This window comes from Helicobacter equorum (assembly GCF_900198655.1).
GTDB lineage: Bacteria > Campylobacterota > Campylobacteria > Campylobacterales > Helicobacteraceae > Helicobacter_F > Helicobacter_F equorum.
The window spans coordinates 22,294-47,382 of the sequence record NZ_FZPO01000008.1 but is presented as its reverse complement, the minus strand read 5'-3'; the positions used below and the strand labels follow the sequence as shown (position 1 = coordinate 47,382).

22 protein-coding genes and 1 pseudogene are annotated in these 25,089 nt (G+C 37.9%); 12 read left to right on the top strand and 11 right to left on the bottom strand.

Annotated features, from left to right (window positions below; translation table 11 throughout):
* Positions 1–9 precede the first annotated feature (9 nt).
* The 4 genes from motB to C6H22_RS01590 are packed head-to-tail and all read right to left on the bottom strand — an operon-like array spanning position 10 to position 2,977.
* A complete protein-coding gene (gene motB, locus C6H22_RS01605; protein ID WP_104693594.1) occupies positions 10–762 on the bottom strand; it encodes a flagellar motor protein MotB in 753 nt (250 codons plus the stop codon).
* 8 nt (positions 763–770) lie between these two features.
* A complete protein-coding gene (motA, locus tag C6H22_RS01600) occupies positions 771–1,541 on the bottom strand; it encodes a flagellar motor stator protein MotA (RefSeq protein ID WP_104693593.1) in 771 nt (256 codons plus the stop codon).
* Positions 1,542–1,598: 57 nt separating this feature from the next.
* On the bottom strand, positions 1,599–2,363 hold the full coding sequence (locus C6H22_RS01595; protein ID WP_104693592.1) for a HesA/MoeB/ThiF family protein: 765 nt from the start codon (positions 2,361–2,363) through the stop codon (positions 1,599–1,601).
* 2 nt (positions 2,364–2,365) lie between these two features.
* On the bottom strand, positions 2,366–2,977 hold the full coding sequence (locus C6H22_RS01590; protein WP_104693591.1) for an MBL fold metallo-hydrolase: 612 nt from the start codon (positions 2,975–2,977) through the stop codon (positions 2,366–2,368).
* Positions 2,978–3,087: 110 nt separating this feature from the next.
* On the opposite strand from C6H22_RS01590, the gene C6H22_RS01585 reads away from it, so the two are divergent.
* The 4 genes from C6H22_RS01585 to C6H22_RS01570 are packed head-to-tail and all read left to right on the top strand — an operon-like array spanning position 3,088 to position 6,789.
* Positions 3,088–4,248 carry a BatD family protein gene (locus tag C6H22_RS01585; protein ID WP_104693590.1) on the top strand — a complete coding sequence of 387 codons (1,161 nt, stop codon included), beginning with the start codon at positions 3,088–3,090 and terminating at the stop codon, positions 4,246–4,248.
* Complete coding sequence (locus C6H22_RS01580) at positions 4,245–5,435, top strand: aminotransferase class I/II-fold pyridoxal phosphate-dependent enzyme (RefSeq protein WP_104693589.1); 1,191 nt, start codon at positions 4,245–4,247, stop codon at positions 5,433–5,435. Before C6H22_RS01585 ends, C6H22_RS01580 begins: the two co-directional genes overlap by 4 nt.
* Positions 5,432–6,055 carry a pimeloyl-ACP methyl esterase BioG family protein gene (locus C6H22_RS01575; protein ID WP_104693588.1) on the top strand — a complete coding sequence of 208 codons (624 nt, stop codon included), beginning with the start codon at positions 5,432–5,434 and terminating at the stop codon, positions 6,053–6,055. The genes C6H22_RS01580 and C6H22_RS01575 overlap by 4 nt, the downstream gene beginning before the upstream one ends.
* Positions 6,055–6,789 carry a methyltransferase domain-containing protein gene (locus C6H22_RS01570; RefSeq protein WP_104693587.1) on the top strand — a complete coding sequence of 245 codons (735 nt, stop codon included), beginning with the start codon at positions 6,055–6,057 and terminating at the stop codon, positions 6,787–6,789. Before C6H22_RS01575 ends, C6H22_RS01570 begins: the two co-directional genes overlap by 1 nt.
* A gap of 154 nt (positions 6,790–6,943) precedes the next feature.
* Here C6H22_RS01570 and prfB read toward each other — a convergent pair whose 3' ends face one another.
* Complete coding sequence (gene prfB / locus C6H22_RS01565; RefSeq protein WP_104693586.1) at positions 6,944–8,035, bottom strand: peptide chain release factor 2; 1,092 nt, start codon at positions 8,033–8,035, stop codon at positions 6,944–6,946.
* 232 nt (positions 8,036–8,267) lie between these two features.
* On the opposite strand from prfB, the gene C6H22_RS01560 reads away from it, so the two are divergent.
* Positions 8,268–9,824 (top strand): hypothetical protein, encoded by a 1,557-nt coding sequence (locus C6H22_RS01560; protein WP_158654582.1) that lies wholly within the window; start codon positions 8,268–8,270, stop codon positions 9,822–9,824.
* 10 nt (positions 9,825–9,834) lie between these two features.
* Here C6H22_RS01560 and C6H22_RS01555 read toward each other — a convergent pair whose 3' ends face one another.
* The 3 genes from C6H22_RS01555 to C6H22_RS01545 are packed head-to-tail and all read right to left on the bottom strand — an operon-like array spanning position 9,835 to position 12,695.
* A complete protein-coding gene (locus tag C6H22_RS01555) occupies positions 9,835–10,551 on the bottom strand; it encodes a di-trans,poly-cis-decaprenylcistransferase (RefSeq protein ID WP_104693584.1) in 717 nt (238 codons plus the stop codon).
* On the bottom strand, positions 10,548–11,009 hold the full coding sequence (locus C6H22_RS01550; protein ID WP_104693642.1) for an acyltransferase: 462 nt from the start codon (positions 11,007–11,009) through the stop codon (positions 10,548–10,550). Before C6H22_RS01550 ends, C6H22_RS01555 begins: the two co-directional genes overlap by 4 nt.
* A 12-nt stretch (positions 11,010–11,021) precedes the next feature.
* Positions 11,022–12,695, bottom strand: coding sequence for an N-6 DNA methylase (locus C6H22_RS01545; protein WP_233706986.1), 1,674 nt, complete (start codon positions 12,693–12,695; stop codon positions 11,022–11,024).
* 124 nt (positions 12,696–12,819) lie between these two features.
* Here C6H22_RS01545 and C6H22_RS01540 point away from each other — a divergent pair, with 124 nt between their 5' ends.
* From C6H22_RS01540 to C6H22_RS01520, 5 genes and pseudogenes are all read left to right on the top strand, one after another.
* On the top strand, positions 12,820–15,258 hold the full coding sequence (locus C6H22_RS01540) for a heavy metal translocating P-type ATPase (protein ID WP_104693583.1): 2,439 nt from the start codon (positions 12,820–12,822) through the stop codon (positions 15,256–15,258).
* Between the two features lie 53 nt (positions 15,259–15,311).
* Entirely contained in the window at positions 15,312–16,094 is a 783-nt protein-coding gene (locus C6H22_RS01535; RefSeq protein WP_104693582.1) for a hypothetical protein, read from the top strand.
* Positions 16,063–17,424 (top strand): flagellar hook-length control protein FliK, encoded by a 1,362-nt coding sequence (locus C6H22_RS01530; RefSeq protein ID WP_104693581.1) that lies wholly within the window; start codon positions 16,063–16,065, stop codon positions 17,422–17,424. Before C6H22_RS01535 ends, C6H22_RS01530 begins: the two co-directional genes overlap by 32 nt.
* A 9-nt stretch (positions 17,425–17,433) precedes the next feature.
* Positions 17,434–18,237, top strand: a pseudogene (gene flgD, locus C6H22_RS01525) (flagellar hook assembly protein FlgD); the annotation flags it as partial.
* Positions 18,238–18,245: 8 nt separating this feature from the next.
* Entirely contained in the window at positions 18,246–20,453 is a 2,208-nt protein-coding gene (locus C6H22_RS01520; protein ID WP_104693579.1) for a flagellar hook-basal body complex protein, read from the top strand.
* A 287-nt stretch (positions 20,454–20,740) separates the two neighbouring features.
* Here the strand turns inward: C6H22_RS01520 and C6H22_RS01515 are convergent, their stop codons facing one another.
* Both C6H22_RS01515 and C6H22_RS01510 read right to left on the bottom strand, forming a co-directional pair.
* Positions 20,741–21,742, bottom strand: coding sequence for a catalase family peroxidase (locus C6H22_RS01515; protein WP_104693578.1), 1,002 nt, complete (start codon positions 21,740–21,742; stop codon positions 20,741–20,743).
* Positions 21,743–21,832: 90 nt separating this feature from the next.
* Positions 21,833–22,462: a MarC family protein gene (locus C6H22_RS01510; RefSeq protein WP_233706990.1), complete on the bottom strand. Its 630-nt coding sequence runs from the start codon at positions 22,460–22,462 to the stop codon at positions 21,833–21,835.
* A gap of 295 nt (positions 22,463–22,757) precedes the next feature.
* Here C6H22_RS01510 and yedE point away from each other — a divergent pair, with 295 nt between their 5' ends.
* Positions 22,758–23,972 carry a selenium metabolism membrane protein YedE/FdhT gene (gene yedE, locus C6H22_RS01505; protein ID WP_104693577.1) on the top strand — a complete coding sequence of 405 codons (1,215 nt, stop codon included), beginning with the start codon at positions 22,758–22,760 and terminating at the stop codon, positions 23,970–23,972.
* A gap of 18 nt (positions 23,973–23,990) precedes the next feature.
* On the top strand, positions 23,991–24,224 hold the full coding sequence (gene yedF / locus C6H22_RS01500; protein ID WP_104693576.1) for a sulfurtransferase-like selenium metabolism protein YedF: 234 nt from the start codon (positions 23,991–23,993) through the stop codon (positions 24,222–24,224).
* On the opposite strand, the gene C6H22_RS01495 is transcribed toward yedF, so the two are convergent.
* Positions 24,221–25,063, bottom strand: a complete 843-nt coding sequence (locus C6H22_RS01495; protein ID WP_233706985.1) for a hypothetical protein — start codon at positions 25,061–25,063, stop codon at positions 24,221–24,223. The two genes, yedF and C6H22_RS01495, sit on opposite strands and share 4 nt — an antisense overlap.
* Between the last annotated feature and the right edge of the window lie 26 nt (positions 25,064–25,089).

Sequence of the window (25,089 nt, the reverse complement as noted above, 5' to 3'; positions counted from 1 at the left end):
GATTTAATCTTATTGATTTTGTTTTTCTAGCAGTGATTGAATCTTTGATGCATTATTCTTGCTCACAAAGAAAAATATCTCCACACGATTATTTCTAGTGCGATTTTGTGGCGTATCATTTGGTACGATAGGATCATAAGGTCCATATCCAGAGATAGAGATTCTATGTGGCTGTATGCCTTTTTGGACAAGTTCATTCATGACATTAATAGCTCTAGCACTTGAAAGAGCATATTGATCTTTGTAGGGTGATCCCACAGGAAGTGGGCTATCATCGGTATAACCACGGACATCTAAATGCACATATTCCGGATATGCCTTAATGATTGTTACAAGTCTCTCAAGGTAAGTAAAATTATCACTATTAGTAATCTCTGCTACACCTGCTTCAAAGAGAATTTGAGAAGGTAAGCGCAAAAATGCCCCAGAATCTGTCTGCTCTAGCACACCACCAATATCAGCTTGTATATCCGATGGTATGCCTTGTTCAGAAATAGGACCAGAAGATAGTGAGTTTTCATCAGCATCATTTCCTTCATAATTTCCAGAATCTTGATCTACAGGCGAAGGTAGAGGCATAGTGATAGGATAATCAAAAATAGTGATAAAAGCTTCTTTAAGCGCTTTTGTCTTTTCAGGACTTGTAGAAGAAATCGCCCACAATGCAATAAAAAGTGCAAGCAAAAGGGAGAGAAAATCCGCGTATGGCACCGCCCACTTTTCACCAGCTGCACACTCAGGACACTTTTTCTTTTTTGCCATATTACTTCCTATTCAAATTGTGAAATTTTTGGCTCACCGGGTTTAATGAATCCTAAGAGTTTTTCCTCTAAGTTTCGAGGATTATCACCATTGGCGATACTCACTACACCCTCTACGATCAAAGTTTTTTCTTGCACAATATCTTTACTTTTTGCCATAATCTTATGTCCCCATGGACCAAAAAGTGCATAAGCCCCAAAAATTCCTGTAACCGTCGCGGTAAAAGCTCCAGAAATCCCTGCCGCCATTGCCTTAGGATCATCAAGAAGTTGGAGTGCAAGCATAAGCCCCATAACCGCACCCACAAGCCCAAATGTAGGGCAAGTTTCACCCATTGTAACCCAATAATGCGCACAACCATGATAATATTCTTCTAGCACCTCGATTTGAATCTCCATATCCTCACGCACGGCATGCGCATCACGCCCATCGATAATCATACCAAGTGCCTTGCGTAAAAAATCATCTTCTATCTGCGCTGCCTTACCCTCCAAAGAAAGCACCCCATCTTTACGAGCCATTGTAGAAAGCTCAACAAGCTGCCGAATCGTTTCGTTGAGATTTACTCCCGTATTCAAAAATGCTAATTTTAATTCCTTATAAGCACCCTTGATATACGAACCATGTGTGGCTGTCATCGCCGAAAATGCTGCTGTTGGGATCACAATCATCACGGAGCTTAAGTGAATCACATGCAGTGGATTCCCACCTTCCAAAATATCCCCAATGGAGATACTTGTAACCGCCAAAACCATACCCATAATCGTCGTTAAATCCATGTCAAGCCCTTAGAAGTTTATACTTTTTAAGCAAAAAGCATTCTCAAATTGCAAGACTTAAGCGTTTTTAGAACAAACTGGGCAAGAAGGGTTTTTGGATCTTATGAGTTTTTTAAAATACAATGTTTGCGTATCAAACACCCCAAGACAATCGATAAGCAATGTAGTATGCAAGTTTGGTGTATCTTTGTGCAAGAAATATTTCAAAGCCTCTCCTGCTTGCATAGAACCTAAAATTCCGGTGCTAAATCCGCAAACACCACCTTGAAAACTTCTGCGTAATTCTTGAGGGGGCAGTGCCTCAAAGATACACGAAAAACACGCACTACTAGGAATATGTGTCATAATCTGCCCTTGATATTGATAATATCCAGCAATACTAAATGGCTTCTTTGCCATCACACACGCTTGATTAACTAAAAATGTCGTATGAAGATTATTTGTCGCATCGATAATAAAATCATAATTTTGAATAATTTTTAGGGCATTATGCACATCAAGAGCCTCAAAATAACCCTCAATAGTAATATCTGGATTCATTTTTTGGAGTTTTGCTTGTGCAGATCGCACTTTTGGGCGATTAAGAAAAGAGGTTTCATACAAAACTTGATGTTGTAAATCACCAATATCAATCGTATCAAAATCGATTAAGCCTATTCTCCCCACTCCTGTCGCACTTAAATATGTGCTAGCAATCGAACCAATAGCACCAACGCCCACAATGAGCACACTAGCGTCTAAAAGCTTTAATTGTCCTTCCTCACCAACATTTGGAAGGTTAATAGCGCGTGAATATCGTTGTTTATGAGATTGACTAAGCATAATCACACCCTAGAAATCCAAAATTTTACATTTGCTTGCTCATCACGAGCCATAGTCCCCTCTCCATGACCAGGATATACAGGCATTGTAGCCAACTCTTGCATAGATTCAAAACGCAACAGAGACTCACGCATATCATCAGGATTAGAATACGCAAAATCACTCCTACCAATACTGCGATAAAAAATAAAATCTCCGCTAAAAATATGTCCGTTTATTTCTATCATACAGCACCCTGGTGTATGTCCGGGAAAATGATGAAAGTTTATTTCTATGCCCTCAAGTATAAGTGTTTGTTTGGATTTATGTGCCTTAATAAGAAATGTTGGGTTGCTTGGAGTAAGTCCCAAATCAAACACATCACTTTGCAACAAAAACGCATCAAGTGTATGACAAATGAGTGGGATACCCTCAAAATGTCTCTGAAGAGAGGCATTATCCCATATATGATCAAAATGTCCGTGTGTATTCAAAATAGCCAATGGTTTAGAACAATGCGCAATCACCCACTCACTAGCATTTTCACCGGGATCTATAATAAGCTGTCCCTGTGGTAGATCCACAATATAACAATGCGTTTGGTATGCTCCAAAAGATTGTTGCAAAATCTGCAAACTAGCTCCTTATGTAATCTAAAACCTATCTGCATAAAATCCATTATGTCTTAAAACAAAATTTTGCTAGAATCTAAAAAATAAAAATTTTATACTATTTTAGGTGCAAAGTGCTACAAAAATTCTTATTTTTCTCTCTAAGTATTACGTTATTACAAGGTTTAGACAAAATTCTTATAGATTCTACAATCTCCACACCCAAAGCCTTTATGCACGAACAAGTCCTATATACAATCTCTATCAAAATCCATCAAGACATTTTTGATAAGATTCACTCTTTGGATATTGCACGCTTATATCTCCCAAATATCAAATCCATAGAAATGGAACGCATAGAGGGCGTGGGTGATGGCGAGTATATCCTCTATCAAATGCGTTATTGTCTCTACCCAACACAATCTGGTATCTTTCCCATAGAGCCTTTAGCAGTGCAAGTAGGATTTTTGGATAACACCGATGATGAAAATACACACGATGTATTTTTATCACCAAAATCACCACAAACAACCACACAAACTTTTTTAAGCGCTACACATCAGCTAGAAGTTATGCCTCTAACTCTAGATTCACAAGATAATCTCTACACAAAAACACCACTTTATGGAGTAAGTCGCCTCATCACCCACGCACTCACGCATAATGTAGGCGCTGGAGAACCACTTGAGTTTGACATCGCCCTAGAAAGCTATGGTGATATTTTTGATTTAGATTTTGTGCTTGATATTCCTAATGTTAGTATCTATGCCTCCCCTGCCATAATGAGCTCCAAGCAAGATTCAGATAAATATCTTCATACACTTAGCAAACATTTCACCCTCATCGCACAAGAAACCTATGAGATTCCATCATTTGGATATAGCTATGTGCAAAATACAAAAGTTTATCCTATCGCTAGCACACCATATGCAATCCATATCCAAGACAACCCAATGCCCACATACACTAAAAAAGATTCTCTATCGTGGTGGTGGCTTTGGATCGTGTTTTGTGGAATCTCGTGTATATGTATAAGTGTATGGCTATGGTGGAAACGCCATCGCACAACACACAAGCTCTATGCCCTAATAGCCAATGCTCATTCTTATAAAGCGCTACTACAAGAAATTCTCACGCACTTGCCACACACATATACACCTTTTACCACAATGCTAGAAACCTATCTTTATAGCCAAACAACTTCTAGATTCTCTACAGATTTTTATGACAAAAAGCTATTATATACTCTTGCCAAAGAATTTTATGCCACACATAACCCTAAGGAACTGCTATGAATCCCACACGAAACTTAGATTCACTCTCTCCATTTACAAAAGCCTTGCAACACCTTGCGACACAAAACAATACACGCAGTTTGCAGTCATACGCACATCAAGGTATTTTTGTGCGCGATACACATAACCAAATGCTCATAAATCTCGCCTCTAACGACTATTTAGGTTTGCAAACACTTTGGCAAGATACAATCACGGCATTTCTCCAAAATGCTAGTAAAAATATCGCCTACCTTAGCGCAAGTTCTTCACGCCTTTTAAGCGGAGATTTTCCCATTTTTTCGCAGTTAGAATCCTATATCGCAAATCTTTATCACAAAGACTGCTTACTTTTTAATAGTGGGTATCACGCCAATGTCGGTATGATTCAGTCTTTAGCCAAACTCGGTAAGGTGCTTTTTGTGCTTGATGAATATGTGCATGCTAGCGTGTTTGATGGTATTTCTCTCGCTCGTGCGCATTTCAAGCGATTTGCTCACAATAACATACAAGCCCTCCAAAAGCTTGTAACACACTATCATAATGACTATGATATGCTTATTATTGTAGCCGAAGGCTTGTATTCCATGGATGGGGATTTTGCACCATTACACGAACTTGTGCGCATAAAAAAATGCTATGAAAATGTCTATATATATCTTGATGAAGCCCATAGTATAGGCGTATGTGGCGATGATGGATTAGGCAGGGCAAAAGAACTACATCTAAGCCAAGAGATAGATTTTTTGATTCTCACATTTGGCAAGGCGATAAGCTCTGTTGGAGCGTGTGTTGTATGTCATAGCCAAATCAAACAATACTGCCTAAACACCGCACGAAGTTTCATCTACTCAACTGCCCTACCGCCACTGAATGTTGCTTTTAGTTTGCAAGTCTTTACTTCTTTGGCACAATTAGCACCATACAGGACACACTTACGCACCCTTAGCACAGAATTAATATCCAATCTCAATACACAACGCTATGAAGTATTAGGAGAAGCTCATATCCTTGGTATCGTCGTAGGTAGCAATGAACGCGCATTGGCATTAGCCACACATCTACGCAAATATGGAATCTTTGCTCCAGCAATCCGCTATCCTAGTGTCCCAAAAGATACCGCGAGAGTGCGAATCTGTCTTAATGCTGCACTACAATCCTCACATATCCACCAACTTTTAGAATCTCTCCATAAGGCGGAAATATGAATATACATTTTTTTAATGACGCCCCACATACATCTTTTGCGCTTTTTTGTAGTGGCTTTGGTGTCTTGCCACAAGCCTTTAACCCCAAAAAACCTCTCGCAATGGTGTATGATTATCGCGATTTTAGCAACACCGATGAGATTTGCGCACTTACCCAAAAGGCACATACGCTCATCGCGTGGTCTATGGGCGTGGCTTTTGCATCGCGGATTTTATACACGCCTACATATGCTCCTACAAAAGCTATAGCTATCAATGGCACACCACTTGGTATAGATACACAATATGGCATACACCCAAGGCTTTTTAGGCGGACAATCCAACATTTTGATAGAGAATTATTTATACAAGGGTGCTTTGGCGAATCTAAAAATGATAGCTATCTATCACCTACACACATACTCCAAGAAGAATTACAATCCTTAGAATCTTTTTGCGCACACACGCCACTAGCCCACCAATCCAAATGGGACAAGGCATATGTTAGCCAAAAAGATATGATTTTTAACCCCGCAACACAGAATCTTGCGTGGGAAACTTATGCCAAAACACACCCAAGCTTTAGTATGCACGCACTCACAAGCCCTCATTTTGTCTTTGAAACTCTGGAAATCTTGTAATGTCTCTTGTCGCCAAACGCTTTTTACATCACGCCCACACTTACACGCAACACGCTATCGTGCAACACAAAATGGCACTAACACTCACGCACATTCTCCAAACTCATCGCCCAAAACTCCAAAACATTTTTGAATTTGGTTGTGGTGTAGGAAACTACACAAACCTTTTGGCATACCTCTATCCACACACACATTTTGTGTGCAACGACATCAATGACTACACGCAATATTGTGACAAAGAATTTTTGTGTTTTGATATGGAGCATATTGATGAGCTTCTCTCTCCACGCACATTTGATCTCATCACAGCCAATGCCACGATACAATGGCTCAACCAAAAAAAATGTCTGCAAACACTACCAAAATTTTTGCGTAAAAATGGAATTTTGCTTTTTTCAAGCTTTGGTGTGCAAAATTTTTGGCAGATAAAGCAATTATGTGGAGTTGGACTGCAATATCTAAGCCTAGAAACATACGAAGAGATTCTAAGCCAAAACTTTGAAATCCTGCACCTCTATAGCTTTCAGCACACATTATGCTTTGAATCTCCATTAGAAGTTTTTAGACATCTACACTATAGTGGTGTCAATAGCCTACAAAAAGGGTTTTTTCTAAGCAAAGAACTCTTATGTGCTTATGAAAAAACATTTTCAAACACACTTACATATGATTGTGTTTTTGTATGCGCAAAACGCAAAGATACAATATTGCATAAATGCCGCCATATCGCATAACTTGCTATAAGCATAGCAAAAACCAAAATAAATTAAAAAGAGAAAAAATGAAAAAATCTTTGCATAGGCGCACAAAGATAAGCTATCTCTGTTGTGAATCCATAAAACCCTAAAAGATTCCCTAATAGGAATCTTGAAGCTTCGTGCAAATATCCTATCCTCTATGCACCAAGACAGATTCTATAATTTTGTCAAGATCCCCATCAAGCACCCCGCTTGTATCACTTGTGGCATACTGACTTCGCAAATCCTTGACTTGCTGATAAGGCGCAAGCACATAGGATCGAATCTGATGTCCCCAACCTATCTCACTTTTTTCTTGGGTAGCGACACCTTCTTGTTGTTTTTGTCGCTCTAGTTCGTATAGTTTGGATTTAAGCATTTTCATAGCAGTGGCTTTGTTTTTGTGTTGGGATCGATCATTTTGACACTGCACGACAATGCCACTAGGTAAGTGTGTGATTCTAATAGCAGATTCTGTTTTATTCACATGCTGCCCTCCTGCACCACTTGCACGATATGTATCTATGCGTATGTCTTTGTCTTCTATGACAATATCAATATCATCATCAAGTTCGGGGCTTACTTGCACACTGCTAAAGCTTGTGTGTCGTTTGGCATTGGCATCAAATGGCGAAATTCGCACAAGTCTATGCACACCATTCTCGCCTTTTAAATAACCATACGCATTCTCGCCTTTTATGATAAAAGCCACGCCCTTAATCCCAGCTTCTTCGCCGTCTTGATAATCAAGTAATTCAACTTTATAGCCTCGACGCTCGGCATAACGCAAATACATACGATAAAGCATACTCGCCCAATCTTGAGATTCTGTGCCACCTGCACCAGGTTGGATCGTAATGATAGCGTTAGTGTTGTCGTTTGGCTCATGTAACATCACTTGTATTTCAAGATCTGTAATGCTAGATTCTAATTCGGGAGCTTGGGCAAAAAGTTCAGTCAAACTTGCTTCATCATTTTCAGATTCTAAAAGTGCAAAAAGCTCTTTAGAATCCGCTAGCAATGCATTTGTTGTATCAAATGTTTCTAAAAGACGCGTGATTTTACTTTTTTGCTTGCCTATCTCACCAGCTTTTTTGGCATCCTCCCAAAACTTTGGGTCTAACTCCATGTGCGAAATCTTTGCAAGCTCTTCTCGTAAAGCATTTGGTTGTATAACTTTTGTAATGTTATGCACTTTATTTTCTAATTCTTTTAGCAACTCGCCATATTCGTAGGTATCCATTCTTACTCCTTAATGCTAAAAATACCAAAGGAGAGTATACCTTATCTGCACTTATAATCCTATCCTTATGTTTTAGCACGAAACCAAAGGTAACTATGATACAATTGTTATATTACTTTTACATAAAGGGAGCATATGCAAAAACTTTTCACTTCTAAAGCAATAAGGGGGGGGGGATAGGAAAATACTATATACATACTTTAGTATTGTATGTATATATTGTGTCTGTATAGTGATATATGCACGATATGCTTTTAATCTTGATGATGGCGTAATGTGGTTGGAGATCTTAGCTAAGCATCCAATTATCAATGGTTACAACCCAAGCGCTGGGAGGTTTTATCCGCTTGCTTTTATGGATCTTAATATTTTAATGCAATTTTTTACTTCAGCCTATGTCTATTGTTCCTTTAATGCTATAGAGGTTTTTTGTGTTGCTATTGTATTATGGAAACTCTTAGAAGCTATCTTTGACACATATCAAATCGCACCACATTACAAATGGATTTATATAGCAATTCTTCTAGGATTACTACTGCACCCTGGTTTTGTAGCTGTTATGCTTGGAATCTGTTATCCAGAACGGCTACAAGTATTATTTTTACTTGTCTTTGTGTATGCAACATTTAGGTTTTCTCTTACAAATCGTGTGTTATATATGACTATAGGATGTATCACAGCAAACCTAAGCCTATATCTTAAAGAACCAACATTTTTGTTTATAGGCTTTGTGGGTTTTGTGAATCTTATTATTTTGGTAAAAAATAAAAGTTTTAATCGAAGTTTTGTGTATTACACTCTCTTAGCCCTAAGTGCAATGATATATCTAATCTTATATATGTGGCTTATTTATCCACATATTGTAAAAACTTATGATATTAATAAAGTAATATCCCAAACAGCATACGTTACCAAGGGATTTGCTAACTTTGTGCTACAGGATTGTTTCATAATACTTTTGCTTCCCACTTTAGGAATTTATCGTCTTTATCGAATATGGCACAAAAAAGAAAAGTTTCATGGTATTTTTGACACACTAGCATTTGGGAGTATGTTATACATTTTAGCATTTATAAAACTTCAACTATTCGAAGCATACTATCTCATTCCAGTATATATTATGAGTTTGGCAGGAATAGTATATTATGTTAGAGTCCTAAAATATATGCAAAATTTTTTTGTCAAAGTCTTAATATTTAGTTGTTGTATCATCTTTATTGTTTACACGCTACCTATAGGCATCCATTCGTTTATACGAATCAAAACAGACGGTATCAAATTCCATCAAACCTTGAGTTTCTTGGCACATGAAGCCAAAGATAGCTCTACAATCACCCTCTATTTTGATGGTAATGGTAGAAGCAAAGCATACAACACTTGGTATTGGTCGCATATGGCAAGATACCTTACTGAAGTCTATGGTGTCTCAAACTTTGATATTAAAGTCAAAGATAACGATTACCAAAACATACCAATCATTCAACAAAATCTAGATTCTCCCCTAACTATTTATAACAGCCAAGATGTTGATGAGCCACAAGAAGGTGACTTTATTATTCTTAATAATTCCACTCATCACTATGCAGATTCTCAATACCTAGAAGCAATGACACAAAAATACGATCTTGTTTATAAAAGTCAAGCATTTGGAATGCCCTATATTTCCATAAAATCTTTGACTAAATATATTTTTGGGGATTGGCTACAACAAAAACTTGTTGTGGGTGATAAAAACATATTTAAACTCCCCACATCTGATTATATCTACCGCGTTAAGAAAAAAGATTAATGCTTATCATCTAGAGTCCGCCAAATCTACGGATTCTGTGATAAAAATCTTGTAAAATACTTTCTAATTCTTTGGCGCTAAAATCTGGCCAAAGTGTTGGGGTAAAAAACAACTCCGCATACGCACATTGCCAAAGCAAAAAGTTTGAAAGTCGCATTTCCCCACCTGTGCGTATTAGCAAATCCACATCACTTGCCCCACGTGTATCAAGGGTGTTTTCGATATTTTTTGCTATGTATTCAATGGCTTGTTCACGCTTAAGCGTTTTTGCCTGTGTAAATACATTGCGATCATAAAGAGAGAGCGCAGATCGTGCAATTTCATTTTTTGCTCCATAATTTAGAGCCAAAAATTGCGTTAAGCCCGTATTTTGTGCGGTGGCATCTTGCATAGCGTGTATGAGTTTTTGAAGTTTTTTGCTTAATCCCTCCACATCGCCGATGACGACAAAGCGTATGTTATTGTTTTGATAGACTGCTAGCTCACTTTGCAAATAATGCTCCAAAAGCTTCATCAAAAAATCCACTTCTGATTTTGGGCGTAACCAATTTTCGGTAGAAAACGCATATAGCGTGAGGTATTTGATATTTTGCCCGGCACAATATTTTGTAATCTCGCGCACGACTTTTGCTCCCTGCCTATGTCCAAAAGTGCGATTTTTCCCCTTGGCACTCGCCCAACGCCCATTACCATCCATAATAATGGCTACATGCCGTAATGTATTCATTCCTTCTCCATTATTTGTAATAATCTCGCTGGATTCCCCGCATAAAATCCACTCACTGCTATATCTTTGGTGACTACACTTCCTGCGCCAATCACGACATTATCGCAAATGCACACAGGTAAGATTGTAGCATTTGATCCGATAGAGACATTATTGCCAATCTTGGTAGCACGCCATTTTGTCTTAGAATCTGCTGGTGCACCATCACTAAAAAGATCATTAATAAACATCACACCATGCCCTATAAAACAATCCTCACCCACTTCCACAAGCGAACAAATAAAGCTGTGGCTTTGAATTCTTGTGCGTGAACCTACATATACATCATTTTGAATCTCACAAAATGGTCCTACAAACACATCATCACCCAAAGTGCAACCATACAAATTACTTGGCATTATCACGCGGACATTTTCACCACTTCGGACATTAATAACCCCACTTTCTTGTATATGTATAGCCACCTTTGTTTATCCTCGCAATAATTCTAGAGAATCTTTTATATCTTTAAGTTGTGTAGAAAACTTGCATATTTTTTCAAACTTTTGTGTGGAATGGGATTCAAAATCTGTGGGTATCATAAGGCTTTTAAGGCTCTCTACATCAATACTTTTTGTATAATGTTCGTACAATGCACTTAATGCACTTTGTCCATTATGGGAGTAAAAATAACAATATAGCCCAATAGCTTGCCTGGAATTTGCACATCGCACGATCACAATCCCCGCATTTGCGACAGCAAATTTGTGTGCGATATTTGGACTAAAAATAGTTACCTTTGGAGTGTTTCCACGTAGTGAAAGACAAATATCATAGGGCTTTAGCGCATATTTTTGCACTTTGAGGCGATCACCCAAAAAGCGCTTGGTATAAAATTCCTCGCTAAACCCATATTCACTAAAATCTGCCAAACCAACATCATAATATTCTATGCGTGTATCATTTTTTCCCCCATATACACGCTGTCCGCGAAATACTTCCACACCCAAAGCACTAAGGGTAATGCCCTCGCTTTGTGGTGTGTCTTTGCGCGTAAGTGGAAGATTATAGGAAGTGATATGTGTATAAGGCGTAAGAAAGCAAAAATCATTTTCTTTACGCGCAAAAAATGCTTTTGTGATTTCATCAAGATTCACAAGGCGATTGTATTTGCCATCTTTTTTCCAAAAATGCTCACCCTTAGCATCAATGCTTAAAATCTCTTGATTGTTTGGCGAGAGGACAAGCACACAAAAATCTGCGTTTTGGTGAGGAAAAATATTTTTGGGTAATTCGATAATTGCTTCAATCAAGCCTTGCTTATAAAATCTCTGCATAAACTCACTCTCAAGACTAGATTTTTGCAAAGTTTGTGTGCGCAAAATAAACACTGCGCGTTTTTTTAGATAATACAAAGCGTGGATTAAAAAAACCCATTCGGCATATGTTTTTGCCAAAGAATGCAATCCACTAAAACGCTTATCATCTTTAAGATATTCCACGCCTATATGCGCACTAAATGGAGGGTTACAAATAATTTTGTCAAATTTTTGTTCAAAAAATGGTGCTTTTAAAATGTCATTAACGATAAGATGATGATAATCGATATTAGCAAGTTTACATGTGAGCTTAGCTACCTTGGCAAGACGAGCATCTAACTCCTCGCCATAAAGGGCTATTGGTGTATTTGGTTGCTTGGCATACAGAATCTGGGAAATCATCAAAAATAATGTGCCAATCCCGTAGCAAGGATTATAAATTTTTTCATCACCTTGTATATCCAAAAGTCGCACAAGAAGCTCATTAATTTCTAAAGGCGTGGAATAAAAGTAGAGCTTGTTAGAGGTCTTTTTTTGTGTAATGATATGCAAAAATTCCTCGATATTACTCAAAGTCGTATCCGTATCTTGAATAAGCTTGAGGGTTTTTAAAAAGTTAATGTTTGGATTAATGGCGATAAAAAGTTCCTTGCTCACAATCTCTTCGAGTCTATGATTAAGGCTTTGGGCGATTGGTTTGCGTTTGGATCCTAAAGCTATAAATTCCCTTAGGCTATTGGGATAAGAATTCTTGATGATAAAAAGTTCTAACATAATGCTTATAGAATCTAGCATATCGACATGATAACGCTTGATATATTCAAAACATTGTAATAACTTCTCCACGCACTTCCTTAAAAATATGTTGGTAGAAGCACATTTTAACAGAGACTCCCTTTAACTTTTATCAAAGCTACGCTACAATGCAAACCCAAAATCCCTAAAGCCCAAAGGAATAAGGTGCAATAAGGTGCTAAGACATTGTAGCCACTGCCATATCACTTATGAAGAACACGCACTCAAAAAAGTTCCCTATAATGGTGAGGACTTGTATTTTTGCTGTAGTGGTTGTGAGGGCGTATATATGCTTCTCCAAAAAGCAGATTTAGGGAGTTTTTATGCCAAAAGAGGCGATGTCGCTCTCACACCGCCTACACAAGATACACAAGATTTAAATTTTTTTGATTCGCCTAGCTTCGCACAAAAATATATCCGCATAGATTCAAAAAATCCTAATCTTAATAGCTGTGCACTCATTCTTACGCATATTCATTGTGCGGCTTGTGTATGGCTTAATGAGCAAGTGCTAAACTCCCAAAAGGGTATAAAAAGTGCAAGTATCAATTACACCAACAATCGCTTATATATCACATGGGATTCTCAAATCATCACGCTTTCTCAAATCATACGGCTTATACAAAGTATCGGTTATGACGCCTACGCGTATGATCCACAACTCCAAGAAAACACGGATAAAAAACAAACAAAAGAATATTACACGCGTGTCATTGTTGCCCTTTTTTGCACGATGAATATTATGTGGATTGCTGTAGCTCAATATAGTGGCTATTTTCTTGGGATAGAAGCATACGTACGCAATGTGCTAAATATCGCCTCATTCATCCTTTGTTCGCTTACGCTATTTTATGCAGGATTTATCTTTTATAGAGGGGCATACTATGGGTTAAAAAATGGCTTTATTGGTATGGATATGCTTGTAGCGGTGGGTTCAACGCTTACTTATCTCTACTCAATCTATGCCACTATCACGCATAGTGGGGAAACATACTTTGAATCTGTGAGTATGATTATTACCTTTGTCTTGATTGGAAAATTTTTGGAAGTGCGTAGCAAAAAAAGTGCTGGAGAGAGTTTGGAGGCTATCTATGCATTTTTACCCCAAAATATCACTATTTGCAAAAACGGCGATGAACGCACACTAGAAATCAAAAAACCTCAAGAAGTGCAAATAGGCGATGTGATTATGAGTTTGCCTGGTGAAAAAATCGCCATTGATGGAATCTTGCTAAGCCAAAAAGGGCTTTTTGATACCAAGGCTATTAATGGCGAAAGTATGCCCCTAGAACTTCAATCAGGGCAAGAAGTCATATCCGGATCTATCAATCTCACCCATAAGATTCTCTACAAAGCAACTAAAAGTTTTAATGATAGCCTCATGAGCAAACTTCTTAATCTCGTAGAACAAAGTCTAGCTCACAAACCATCTATACAGAATCTTGCCAATAGTATTTCACAAAATTTCTCACGCACGATTTTGGCTATCGCACTTTTATGTTTTATGGGCTGGTATGTGCTAAGCGACAAAGGTGCAGAAGGTGCAATGATTATCGCTATTTCAGTTATTATCATCGCGTGTCCTTGTGCCCTCGCCCTTGCCACACCAATAGCCACAATCATAGGAATCTCTCAAGGCTACAAAAAGCATATCTTATTTCGACAAGCGAGTTTTTTAGAAACCCTCGCCAAAATAGACACAATTGTTTTTGACAAAACCGGCACACTCACTATGGGAAAACCACAGGTGTATGCTACGCATACAGACTTGCTAGATTCTCTAAGCGTTAGCCTACTTTACACACTCACACATACAAGCAAACACCCTATCTCTCTTAGTGTATGTGAATATGTCCGCACACACTATGCGCACCTAAATCCGCACCTCGTGCATTTACAATCCTTTCAGCAAATAGATTCTAAGGGTGTGTGTGGCTACTATGAAGGGGAACTTGTGCTTGGTGGTAGCCTTGCATTCTTGCAAGAACAAGGTGTGATAATCCCTGTATTAGAACTTGGTGAAGGTATGATGTTTGGATTTGCAAAAGGTAGGGAGCTTGTGGCAGTTTTTGAACTACAAGATTCACCAAAGCCCTATGCCAAAGAACTTATAGCGTATCTACAATCCCAACATATACATACAATTTTGCTTAGTGGCGATAGGACACAAAGTGTGCAAAAATGCGCCAAAGAGCTTGGAATAAGTGAATATCACGCAGAATTTTCTCCACTAGATAAAGGGGCATATATTGAGAATCTAAAAGCAAAAACACATAAGGTAGTTATGGTGGGTGATGGGATTAATGACGCCCTTGCACTAAGTAAAAGTGATATAGCCATATCTATGGGTGCTGGAAGTGATATAGCTATTTTAAGTAGCGATGTTATAATCCTTGATGATAGCTTGCAAAGTATGCAAAATGCTTTGCATTTAGCCAAAATCACTTTTAAGACAATCAAGCAAAACATACTGCTAAGCATTATGTATAATGCCCTTACTATTCCCATTGCAATTTGTGGGCTTATCATACCGCTTTTTGCTGCACTCTCAATGAGTTTTAGCTCAATTATTGTGGTACTAAACTCGTTGCGTATCAAAAACCAAACTCGATAAGGGAATATATTTTGCTTTATGATCCCTAAGATTTTACGCTTAGGAGTATAGTTATGATAGAAGATGTTTTGCAAACACAACCAAAAGCCCAAAAGCTTGTAGAAAAAACTTCTACGCGTAATTCAGAATTTGAGAAATATTTAAAAGAAACTACACAAAACCTCGAAAGACTAACAACTAAAAGTACACAAACACAAGTAGCAGCAAAGCCAACCCAAGTAAAAGACACAAAAGAAAGCAAAACAACGCCAAAAGATAGTTCAAAACTAGCAGAATCCACCCAAAAAAAAGAACAAACACCCAAAAAACATACACCAGAAACCACAGAGCTTTTGGCTGCCTCACTCACACCAGAAGCATTAAAATCTCAAAGCACTGCTACGCCACCCCAAGCACCAAAGGATACGCCACTTACTCAAGCACTCAAGGCTACACAAGAGCAAGGCACAAAAATCGCTCAAGACAAACAAGCTCTACAAGCTCAAAACACAGGTATGCAACCTAAAATAGCACCTTATACAAAGGATCAAGCACCAAAAACTCTCGATGATGTGCAAGAACTCGCCAAAGATAAGGGATTAAATCCTACAAATGTAAGTAGCCAAGCACAAGAAATACAACCAAAACCTAAAGCAACACCAAAATCCGCTAAGCAAAAGATTCAATACGAAATGGAAAACCTAGAAGATCGTGTGGCAGTGATTAACCGCGGCACCAAAAAACCACAAAATATCACAAGCAAAATTTCTAATATCTATGAAGAAGGTAAGACAGAACAAAGCGTCACTACACTAGGGTCGATGCTTGGTCCAAAGGATTTACCCCGACAAAGCTAAGCAAGATGTATTAGAGGCAACACCCAATGCCTCACAAAATCCTAAAAGTGAGAAAAAAACAAAAGCTTCACAAAAAACTAATGCCAAAACGCAAGATAGCGCACCTAAAAATACACCAACCAACACTAAAGAGACTATAGCAACACAAGAGGGAAAGGCACCACAAAAAAGCCAACAAGTCCAGCATTCTAAAGCCCCAAATACGCAATCTCAAGTTATACAAGAGCCGCTTAGCACCCAAGAATCACTCCAAAACCTTGAAATACCTAATACTAACGATACATCTCACAACGCCACGACAAACACACAAAAAAATCAAAAAAAATCAAAAACACCCAAAGAGGCACAAACAAAAACTACCCAAAACTCTCAAAATACACAAAATAAAACATCAGATACAAAACTAGATTCCAAACAATCTCCCAAAGAAAATACTGAATCTATCCAAAAATCTTCTCCCATAGATGCTCCTATGTTAGCACAGGGTATGCAAATCACACAAGATATGTTAGAAGATTCGTTGCATATGCCAGAAAATATAAATCTCCAAGAAACCAAAGATATAATCACTACAACAGAACACCAAACAAATCACGCACCAAAAGCAAAAAACCAAGAAACATCTCAAAAATCTAGCACCCAACCACACGCAAAAACCACACAAGCCAATACAGAATCTACACAAAATGGGGATTCCAAACAACAATCCCAACATTCTCACACACCACAAGACTCACAAAAATCATCAACAAACCAAAATGCCCAAATAGCTAATGAAGAATTTTTGCAAGATTTAGAACAAAGTGCACAACATATCCACACACAAACAAGCAAAGAACCACCAACCTCTAAAGAGACAACCCAAAGCCAAACAACTAACATAACTCCTACAATGCAGACTATCAAACCTGATATATTCTATAAAAGTGTCCTAGCAAGACAATCTGTGTATAACTTTGCTTCACAACTTACTCAAGAAGTGCTTAATTATAAACCACCAATTACCAAACTCTCTCTTGAGTTAAATCCACAGAATCTAGGCACACTTGAACTCACAATCTCCAAAAATGGTAAAGATTTGCAAGTGCAAGTCATTTCTAATCCAACTGCAATCAATCTCTTTATCAATAATCAAGTGGAATTGCGCAACAATCTCGCACAAATGGGCTTTAACAATGTTGATTTAAGTTTTTCTCAAAACAATGCGAATTCAGGACAAAAACGCCAACAAGGACACAGAAATCAAGCCCAGACTTATAATGCACATCAAGGGAATGAAAATAGCTTAGAAACCCACACAATGTTTATGACAATACCACAATATGCATAAAGGGTTTAAATGGCGATTGATTTAGGGGAAGTTACAGGGGCAACTGCCAAAATAGAAAAACAAAATCCAAAAAATATCAATGAACTTGATAATGATGCATTTATGAGATTATTTTTGGAGCAGCTCAAAAACCAAGATCCCACCGCTCCAATGGAAACAGATAAAATCATTACACAAACTGCACAACTCACACAAGTAGAAATGCAAGAGCAAAACAAAAAGACTATGGTGGAAGTGGCAGAAGCGATGAAATCCACACAAGAAACTAACAAAGAACTCAAAGAATTCCAAGCCAAAATGAAAGAATCTCTTGAAAGCCTCAACGAGGGTATGAAAACCACCGCTTCCTCTAATAGCGCAATGGCAGCCCTCAATGCCCTCCAATCTGTTTCTATGATAGGCAAAATCGCTGAAACTGATGTCTTTGGTGTCAATCTTAATGCTGGTGATAGTGTGAAATTTCAAATCTTTTTTGACCAAGCTATCAATGCACAACAAGGCGAACCAAAGATTCATATCTTTAACCAACAAAACGAACTTGTGCGCACTCTTTCACTCAAAGAATATGCCGGAAAAAGTGGGTATGTGGAATTTAATTGGGATGGCAAAAGCGACAATGGTACGCAATTACCAACAGGCGGTTACAATATTCGTGCAGAATATAATCTTGATTCAAGCACTAGCCAGTATCATACTGCGCGAGTAGGGCGTGGTGAAGTGCAAAGCATTATCTTTGATAAGGGCGCACCAATGCTAAGAATGGGCGATATGATTTTACCACTCCAGAGTGCAATTGAGTTTTATAATAAGGATCATAGCCTATGAATGGGACAATGATTAATTCCTTTAGTGGTATCAAAACTCATCAATTTGGCTTAGATTCACTAGCTAATAATATCGCCAATGTCAATACAATAGGATATCGCGAGAATCAACCACAATTTGAAAGCCTCTTTACCTCATCGCTAGATTCACTCAACGCAAATTCTGCAATCAATAATGACTACAATTACGGCGTTACAAAAGCAAGTAATGCGATCTCTACCAAAAGTGGAAGCTACAAAAATAGCGATGGGGAGTTTGATGTCGCATATGAAGGCAAAGGGTGGTTTGTCGTAGGCGAAAACAAAGGCGGATCTTTTGTCATCAAAGATGATGGATATGAAAGCAAGCAAAAAACCTACTTTACGCGTGATGGAAGTTTTTTGCGCGATGGCGAGGGGTATATTGTCAATTCTAGTGGATACTATATGTATGGCGTGAATCTAGGTAAGATTAATAATAATGTTTTTACTACTAACAACAATAATGATGAAGACTTTACTAAACTTGCTACAGGCGAACTTCAGCCTATCCAAATCCCACAAGATTTGTATTATAAACCTGTGCTTACTACAAAAGTCGATCTAAGCCTAAACCTCAACAAAAAACAAAGTAGTGTCAATGCTACACAAGTCTATAATCTTCCAGATGGATCATTTGATGAAGAGCGATTTTTAAATGCCGATCTCAATGGATTTTCTACCAATGGCGAGACTCTTGATGCCACAACCTTTGATAAGATTCTTGTTACTATAAATAATAATGGACGCAATCAAGATATAGAACTTCGCTATGGCAAAGATTTCCGCACATTCAACGAACTCAAAACCACACTTTTACAAAAGGCAGGAATTGGGCTAGATATCACGCGACTTCCTGATGGTAGCGTTTCAAAAGTAGGCTTGAAACTCTCCAATGTAACATATACAACAAAAGATATGACTATTAGCGGGAATCTTGCGGAAAAACTTGGCATAGCTGGAAGAAATGAGAATTTTGCAAGTGGTGTGGATTCACAATATCGTCCGAGTAAAAACTATAACAATGGTGATATTGTCAATGATCAAGGTATCGTGTTTGGATATATTGGCATAAGTGGCAATAGCCAACCCTTACAAGATCCTACAAATTGGGAAGTCTTAGACACAAGTGCTTTAGGAGAGTGGCAGGAACGAACAAGTTATCAAGTTGGAGAGCTTGTCAATTACAATGGCAATGTCTATAGACGCACAGAATCTAATGGCAATAGTAATCCTCAAGAAGGAGGTTGGGAGCAAGTTGTGGCTTCAGCACGCAACCTTCCTCAAGATTTTGTAGAAGGGACAAATTATGCACCAAAGATGATTGTTAATTACCAAGGCAAACTATATGAACGCATAAGTGAAGGTATCTCAAATCCAAAACAAGATCAAATAGGCTGGAAAGCATTGGGTAATGATAGCTTTGAGAGTGCGTATTTGGAAGTGCCTAGCTACCAAAGCAATGTCGAGGTATATGATGAGAGTGGTGCGAAGTTTTTGCTACAAAGTCATTATTATCTTATCAATTCAGCAGATGTAACCACAGATCCTCGCATAAATGAAAAATGGGAAGTGCGCACACAACTTTTTAATCAAGATGGCACAATTGCACTAGGAGATGTAAGCACACACGAAATTTCTTTTGATGAAAATAGCAATCCTATAACACAGCCTATCACCATTGCATTTGGTAATGGACAAATCACATACAATATCGCAGGCATAGACCAAAAGCGTAGCAGCAACCGACTCTATCAAGATTCACAAATACTCCAAACAAATCAAGATGGTCGCAGTGAAGGGCATTTACAAGATTTACGTATCGATAAAGATGGCATTATTTTCCTTTCTTTTAGCAATGGAGCGTTTGAGGCTATGGGACGTGTAGGCATATCAGCTTTTGTTAATGATCAAGGTTTGCGTAAGGTAGGAGGCAATCTCTTTGAGATGACAGAAATCTCTAATAATGGTGATACCTATATAAGCAGTGGTAGACCTTTATTGGGCTGGAGTGGGCAACATTTGCGTTTTGGTTCTGTATTATACAAACACCTAGAAACAAGCAATGTTGATGTAGGTAGCGCACTCACAGATCTTATCGTTATGCAAAGGGGGTATTCGATGAATGCCAAAGCTTTTACTACTGGTGATGACCTCATAAAAGAAGCTATTAATCTAAAGCGTTAAAAATATTTTTAAATTTTTATAATGTTTTATACATAGAATTTATGCTTACCTCAAGTAGCACATATCTGCAAAAAGTGTGAGCGGGTTTTTACCAGATTTTAATATCGGACTAAATCTAAGGGTATTCCTCTTACTTGAAGGTTGTTTATATACAACGCTCACTCTTAGAGACTAAAACAAATCTCATCACCCTAAAACCCTCTATTGAGAATCTATGTTTATTCTCTATGGGGGATTAGGTGGTGGTTGCAATACCAAGCAGAGGACTTCAAGCAAGAATACTATACTTATTGTCGCTTACCAAAAGTGATACTATACACTTCATTTCTTGTTTCAAAAAGCGGATCTTTTGGTGCATCAACGCCCTGTGGTAATACTGCTGGCATATACACATCACCATTACAATCCTTGCCTGCATATTCTTTTATCCTAAGCGTTGCTATTTGCACTTCTTTATGTTTGCCACTCCATAATGCCGTCGTGTCGTTTGTAATATCATCAGGATTTGCCAAAATAAGCATCATTTTGTATTCGATAGGCTTACTAGCAGTTTTGGATTTAAAATCAGATTCTAAAAAATCATCGCCAAGTTTTTTTGCTTCATCAGCACTCAATCCTTTCTCACCTGCTACAGGTACGAAGGCAAATCTAGCGGGAATACTCTTGCCCTTAGAATCTGTAAAATAAAAAGTATGTATGCTGTGATAAGTCGTGTTTGCTACACTTGGTGTGATCGGTGTTTTAGCAAGGTATTTGTCATAATTTGCAAAAGATGGGGTTTCTTTGGTAACCTTAGCGATGTTTTCAGAATCCACTTTTCCATTCTTGGGGACGCGTATTTCAAAAAACTTTACAAATTCTTCTAGATTCTTTGCAAAATTAATTTCTGTATTAAGCACTACGATTTCCCAGCTATCACTTTTGCCTTCAATTTTTAATGCTAATCCTTTTCCTTTTGTCGCATCACTAGCCTTAGGATTTCCACCACCTAGTGAAAAACGCGCTTGAGTAGGAATACTAGATTCCTTTAATAGAGGAATATTATAAGTCTTTGTAATGCCTTTGACAGGTATAAATTCCCCAACTGCACAAAAACCTTTGGTATGATTAATTTTTTTGTGTGGATCGTTTGCATCACCATTAAGCGTGTAAAAAAGCTCTGCGATACTTTGTGAATCTGTGGCAGATTCTGCCCATAGCGCACAACTTGAAACAAACAAAGCCGCGACAATCCCTCTAAGGATATTTGTTTTTGGTTTCCTTGCACCAATTGTAGGTATAACTCTCATTCATTACTCCTTTAAGTATTTTTAATGCAAACAAAATTCTCGCACAATTTTACAAACAAAGCTTTGCACACATCACAAAGGGTTTGTGTCTTATAACAATGTTGCCCTAAGTCCAATAATCATCATTTTTACGCCCATTGCCATAATAAAAACAAGCGCTATTCGTGAAAGCACATGCAAAACAAGTTTTCCTAATACACGTTCGATTGTGGCAGCAAAATGAAACAAAATAAGCATAAACGCAAAAGCTACCACTACAGCACTAAGGGCAACAAAAGTGCCATTTTCTTCAGAGATAACAATACTAGTAGAAAGCGTCCCAGGACCTACCAACATAGGAAAAGCCATAGGTACAATACTTTGACCTAATAATTCACGCTTGTTTGTCGTAGCATAATGTGTGGTTGCCTTGTGAGATTGAAAAAGGAGATTCTTAAGACTTACAAGAATTAACAGCAAACCCCCTGCAATTCGCAAATCATTTAAATCTACATTAAACAAATAACGCATAATAAAAGATCCGCTTAGTAAAAACAACACAACAATAACAAAAGAAGTATAAAGAATATTGCGGAAAAGACTTTGGCGTAGTGAAGTCTCTAGCTCTTCAGTCATCGCAATAAATTGTGGGAGATTCCCAAAAGGGTTTAAAACAGCCAAAATCGTGATAGCCGCAAGCAAGATAGCATATAAAACAGCATAGAATTGCGTTGAAAACAAAAGTTGCATTTCTTCAAGCATGTATCTATCCTTTAGAAAAATTTCGCGATTCTAGCACAATTTGCAAAAATACAATGCTAGTCTCATATATTTTTAAACCTTGCATGTTTCTAAAATCTCTAAAGCAAATACTCTTTAATCACTATATACCAAACACATACAAACATTAAGGATTCTTTTAGAGGTTAGGGATTAGAATGCACCCCCTCATAAATTTAGGCTTTTGGACAAAGCAATTGTATGTGAGATTCTACATCAATCCCATAACATTTCTTTTTAAAAACAAGGACATAGTATGTTTAAAGCATTTAAAGAGTGTTATCTCGTGCGATTTTGGTCGCCTATGCCTGCAATCATCGCATTAGGCATTATGGCAGCGTATTATTTTGGACTTACTGGAACATATTGGGCAGTAACTGGTGAATTTACCCGTTGGGGTGGTCATATTATGCAATTTTTTGGCATAGATACAGATTCACTTGGATACTTTAAGATTATAGGACTTAGCGGCACTCCGCTAGATCGAATCGATGGAGTGATGATTATTGGTATGTTTGCTGGGGCTTTTATAGCAGCAAGTTTTGCAAACAATGTTAAATTTCGCCTACCACAAAGTAATTTACGCATAGCTCAAGCCTTCATTGGGGGCATCATTGCAGGTTTTGGGGCACGCATCGGTATGGGTTGTAACTTAGCGAGTTTTTTTACAGGTATCCCACAATTTAGTCTCCATGCTTGGTTTTTTACACTCATGACAATCATTGGAGTTTATCTGGGCACAAAGGTGGTGCTTTTGCCATTTTTTAGATCCAAAGCTCCGCTACAAAAAGTTCAGGTACAAAAAGTCATCACCCATAATGCCAAAAGAGAAAAAATACTGCTTATTCTTGGCATCATTGTGCTACTTGTAGTTGCCATATGGGTAATATATCTCATGCTATATGGCATAACTCCAGAAGGCAAGTCTATACCGATTTTGCCTATTGCGATTATTTTTGGTGTAGGGTTTGGGTTTATTATCTCACGCGCGCAAATTTGTTTTACTTCTGCTTTTAGAGATCTATTTATTACAGGTAGAGGCTATATGGCAAGGGCAGTCATTGTTGGTATGATGGTTTCAACTATTGGGGTATTTAGCTACGTTATGCTTGGTATCCCACCTAAAATTATGTGGGCAGCACCAAATGCTATCATTGGTGGCTTACTCTTTGGATTTGGGATTGTCATCGCTGGAGGCTGTGAGTGTGGGTGGATGTATCGCGCTGTCGAAGGGCAAGTGCATTATTGGATCGTTGGGATTGGTAATGTCATTGGATCTACACTTGTAGCACTCACTTGGGATTATTATTCTGCACCATTGGCAACAAACTTTCCAAAAATAAATCTCTTGCAATCATTTGGAAATTATGGTGGGCTTGTGATAACTTATGTATTGTTGCTTGTTTTCTTGGGTTGGGTGCTGTGGATTGAACGAAAATACCACGCACAATCCAAATTTCAAAAAGCATAAGATTCTAAGGGGATTTATATGAATATAACACCAAATTTTTCACTTGATTTGCAAGGTGAGCCTTGCCCATATCCTGCAATTAGGACACTAGAAGTTTTGCCTGAATTACGAAGTGGAGAAATTTTAGAGGTGCTTAGTGATTGCCCACAAAGTATCAACAATATCCCTATTGATGCTAAAAATCACGGCTATGAAGTTTTACAAATAGAACAAATTGGAGCAACTATTCGCTATCTTATACGCAAACCTTAACGCTCTTGCAGGAGGTAAAACTCTCCTGTATTTGGATTTTGTTTTTTTATTGGCATTTGGGGTGGAAATGAGGGTTTGTTAACACTAAGTTCTTGTGGTGATTCTATAAAATCACGCTTTTTTCTTTGAGAATCTGTAGGTTGCGTAGCAACTTGTGTAGTCAATTTTTTTGGGTTTGATTTAGGATATGATGCAGATTGTTGCGATAAAGATGGCTTTAGATTCTGTGCTAAAGCTGTGTTTTTCCCTAAAAATATAAGTGCTTTATCATTTTTGGCTTGTTTGGCAAGTGCAGAAGCATATTTAGGTATATATCCCTGCAAGGCTTGGACACGCTGTGCAATATCTTCATAATAACTCTGTGCCATTTTATCACGCTCCTTATCTTTTTCCCAACTAAACCCCTTATTATAAGATTTAATCACCTCTTTCCAATTTCCATTACGCACTTTTTGCCAATACAAAAGTTCATCAAGCGCCACTTCAGAAGCATATTCATCATCACGCACAAGTAATTCTCCTACCATATTGCGCATAAATCCTGTGTCTTTTTGGCTATTTTTTTTCAAAAGTCCAGGTATGTGTGCGTGATAGATTCCAGCAGATGGATCAGCAAAATTCATTCTATACTCTCCTGCGCACGATTCTTTCCATGCAATAGCCGCCATTGTGTAACCAAAACCCGATTTTACTCCATATTTAAAAGCCTTAATAATGACATTTCTTTGCGCAACACTAAAATCCTTTAATGCCACGCATTTACCCTCGATTTTATGCAATGGAAGTGCCATACACACACTCATAATCCCAAATACCACACATAAAAATATTACCCTCATATATATCCTCTTTAACTCTATATTTT

Coding starts and splice junctions, on each gene's coding strand:
- C6H22_RS01535 (WP_104693582.1), top strand. CDS start 15,312: ATGATAGAAGATGTTTTGCAAACACAACCAAAAGCCCAAAAGCTTGTA.
- yedF (WP_104693576.1), top strand. CDS start 23,991: ATGAATATAACACCAAATTTTTCACTTGATTTGCAAGGTGAGCCTTGC.
- motA (WP_104693593.1), bottom strand. CDS start 1,541: ATGGATTTAACGACGATTATGGGTATGGTTTTGGCGGTTACAAGTATC.
- C6H22_RS01515 (WP_104693578.1), bottom strand. CDS start 21,742: ATGAGAGTTATACCTACAATTGGTGCAAGGAAACCAAAAACAAATATC.
- C6H22_RS01495 (WP_233706985.1), bottom strand. CDS start 25,063: ATGAGGGTAATATTTTTATGTGTGGTATTTGGGATTATGAGTGTGTGT.
- C6H22_RS01595 (WP_104693592.1), bottom strand. CDS start 2,363: ATGCTTAGTCAATCTCATAAACAACGATATTCACGCGCTATTAACCTT.
- C6H22_RS01555 (WP_104693584.1), bottom strand. CDS start 10,551: ATGAATACATTACGGCATGTAGCCATTATTATGGATGGTAATGGGCGT.
- prfB (WP_104693586.1), bottom strand. CDS start 8,035: ATGGATACCTACGAATATGGCGAGTTGCTAAAAGAATTAGAAAATAAA.
- C6H22_RS01520 (WP_104693579.1), top strand. CDS start 18,246: ATGAATGGGACAATGATTAATTCCTTTAGTGGTATCAAAACTCATCAA.
- C6H22_RS01580 (WP_104693589.1), top strand. CDS start 4,245: ATGAATCCCACACGAAACTTAGATTCACTCTCTCCATTTACAAAAGCC.
- C6H22_RS01575 (WP_104693588.1), top strand. CDS start 5,432: ATGAATATACATTTTTTTAATGACGCCCCACATACATCTTTTGCGCTT.
- yedE (WP_104693577.1), top strand. CDS start 22,758: ATGTTTAAAGCATTTAAAGAGTGTTATCTCGTGCGATTTTGGTCGCCT.
- motB (WP_104693594.1), bottom strand. CDS start 762: ATGGCAAAAAAGAAAAAGTGTCCTGAGTGTGCAGCTGGTGAAAAGTGG.
- C6H22_RS01570 (WP_104693587.1), top strand. CDS start 6,055: ATGTCTCTTGTCGCCAAACGCTTTTTACATCACGCCCACACTTACACG.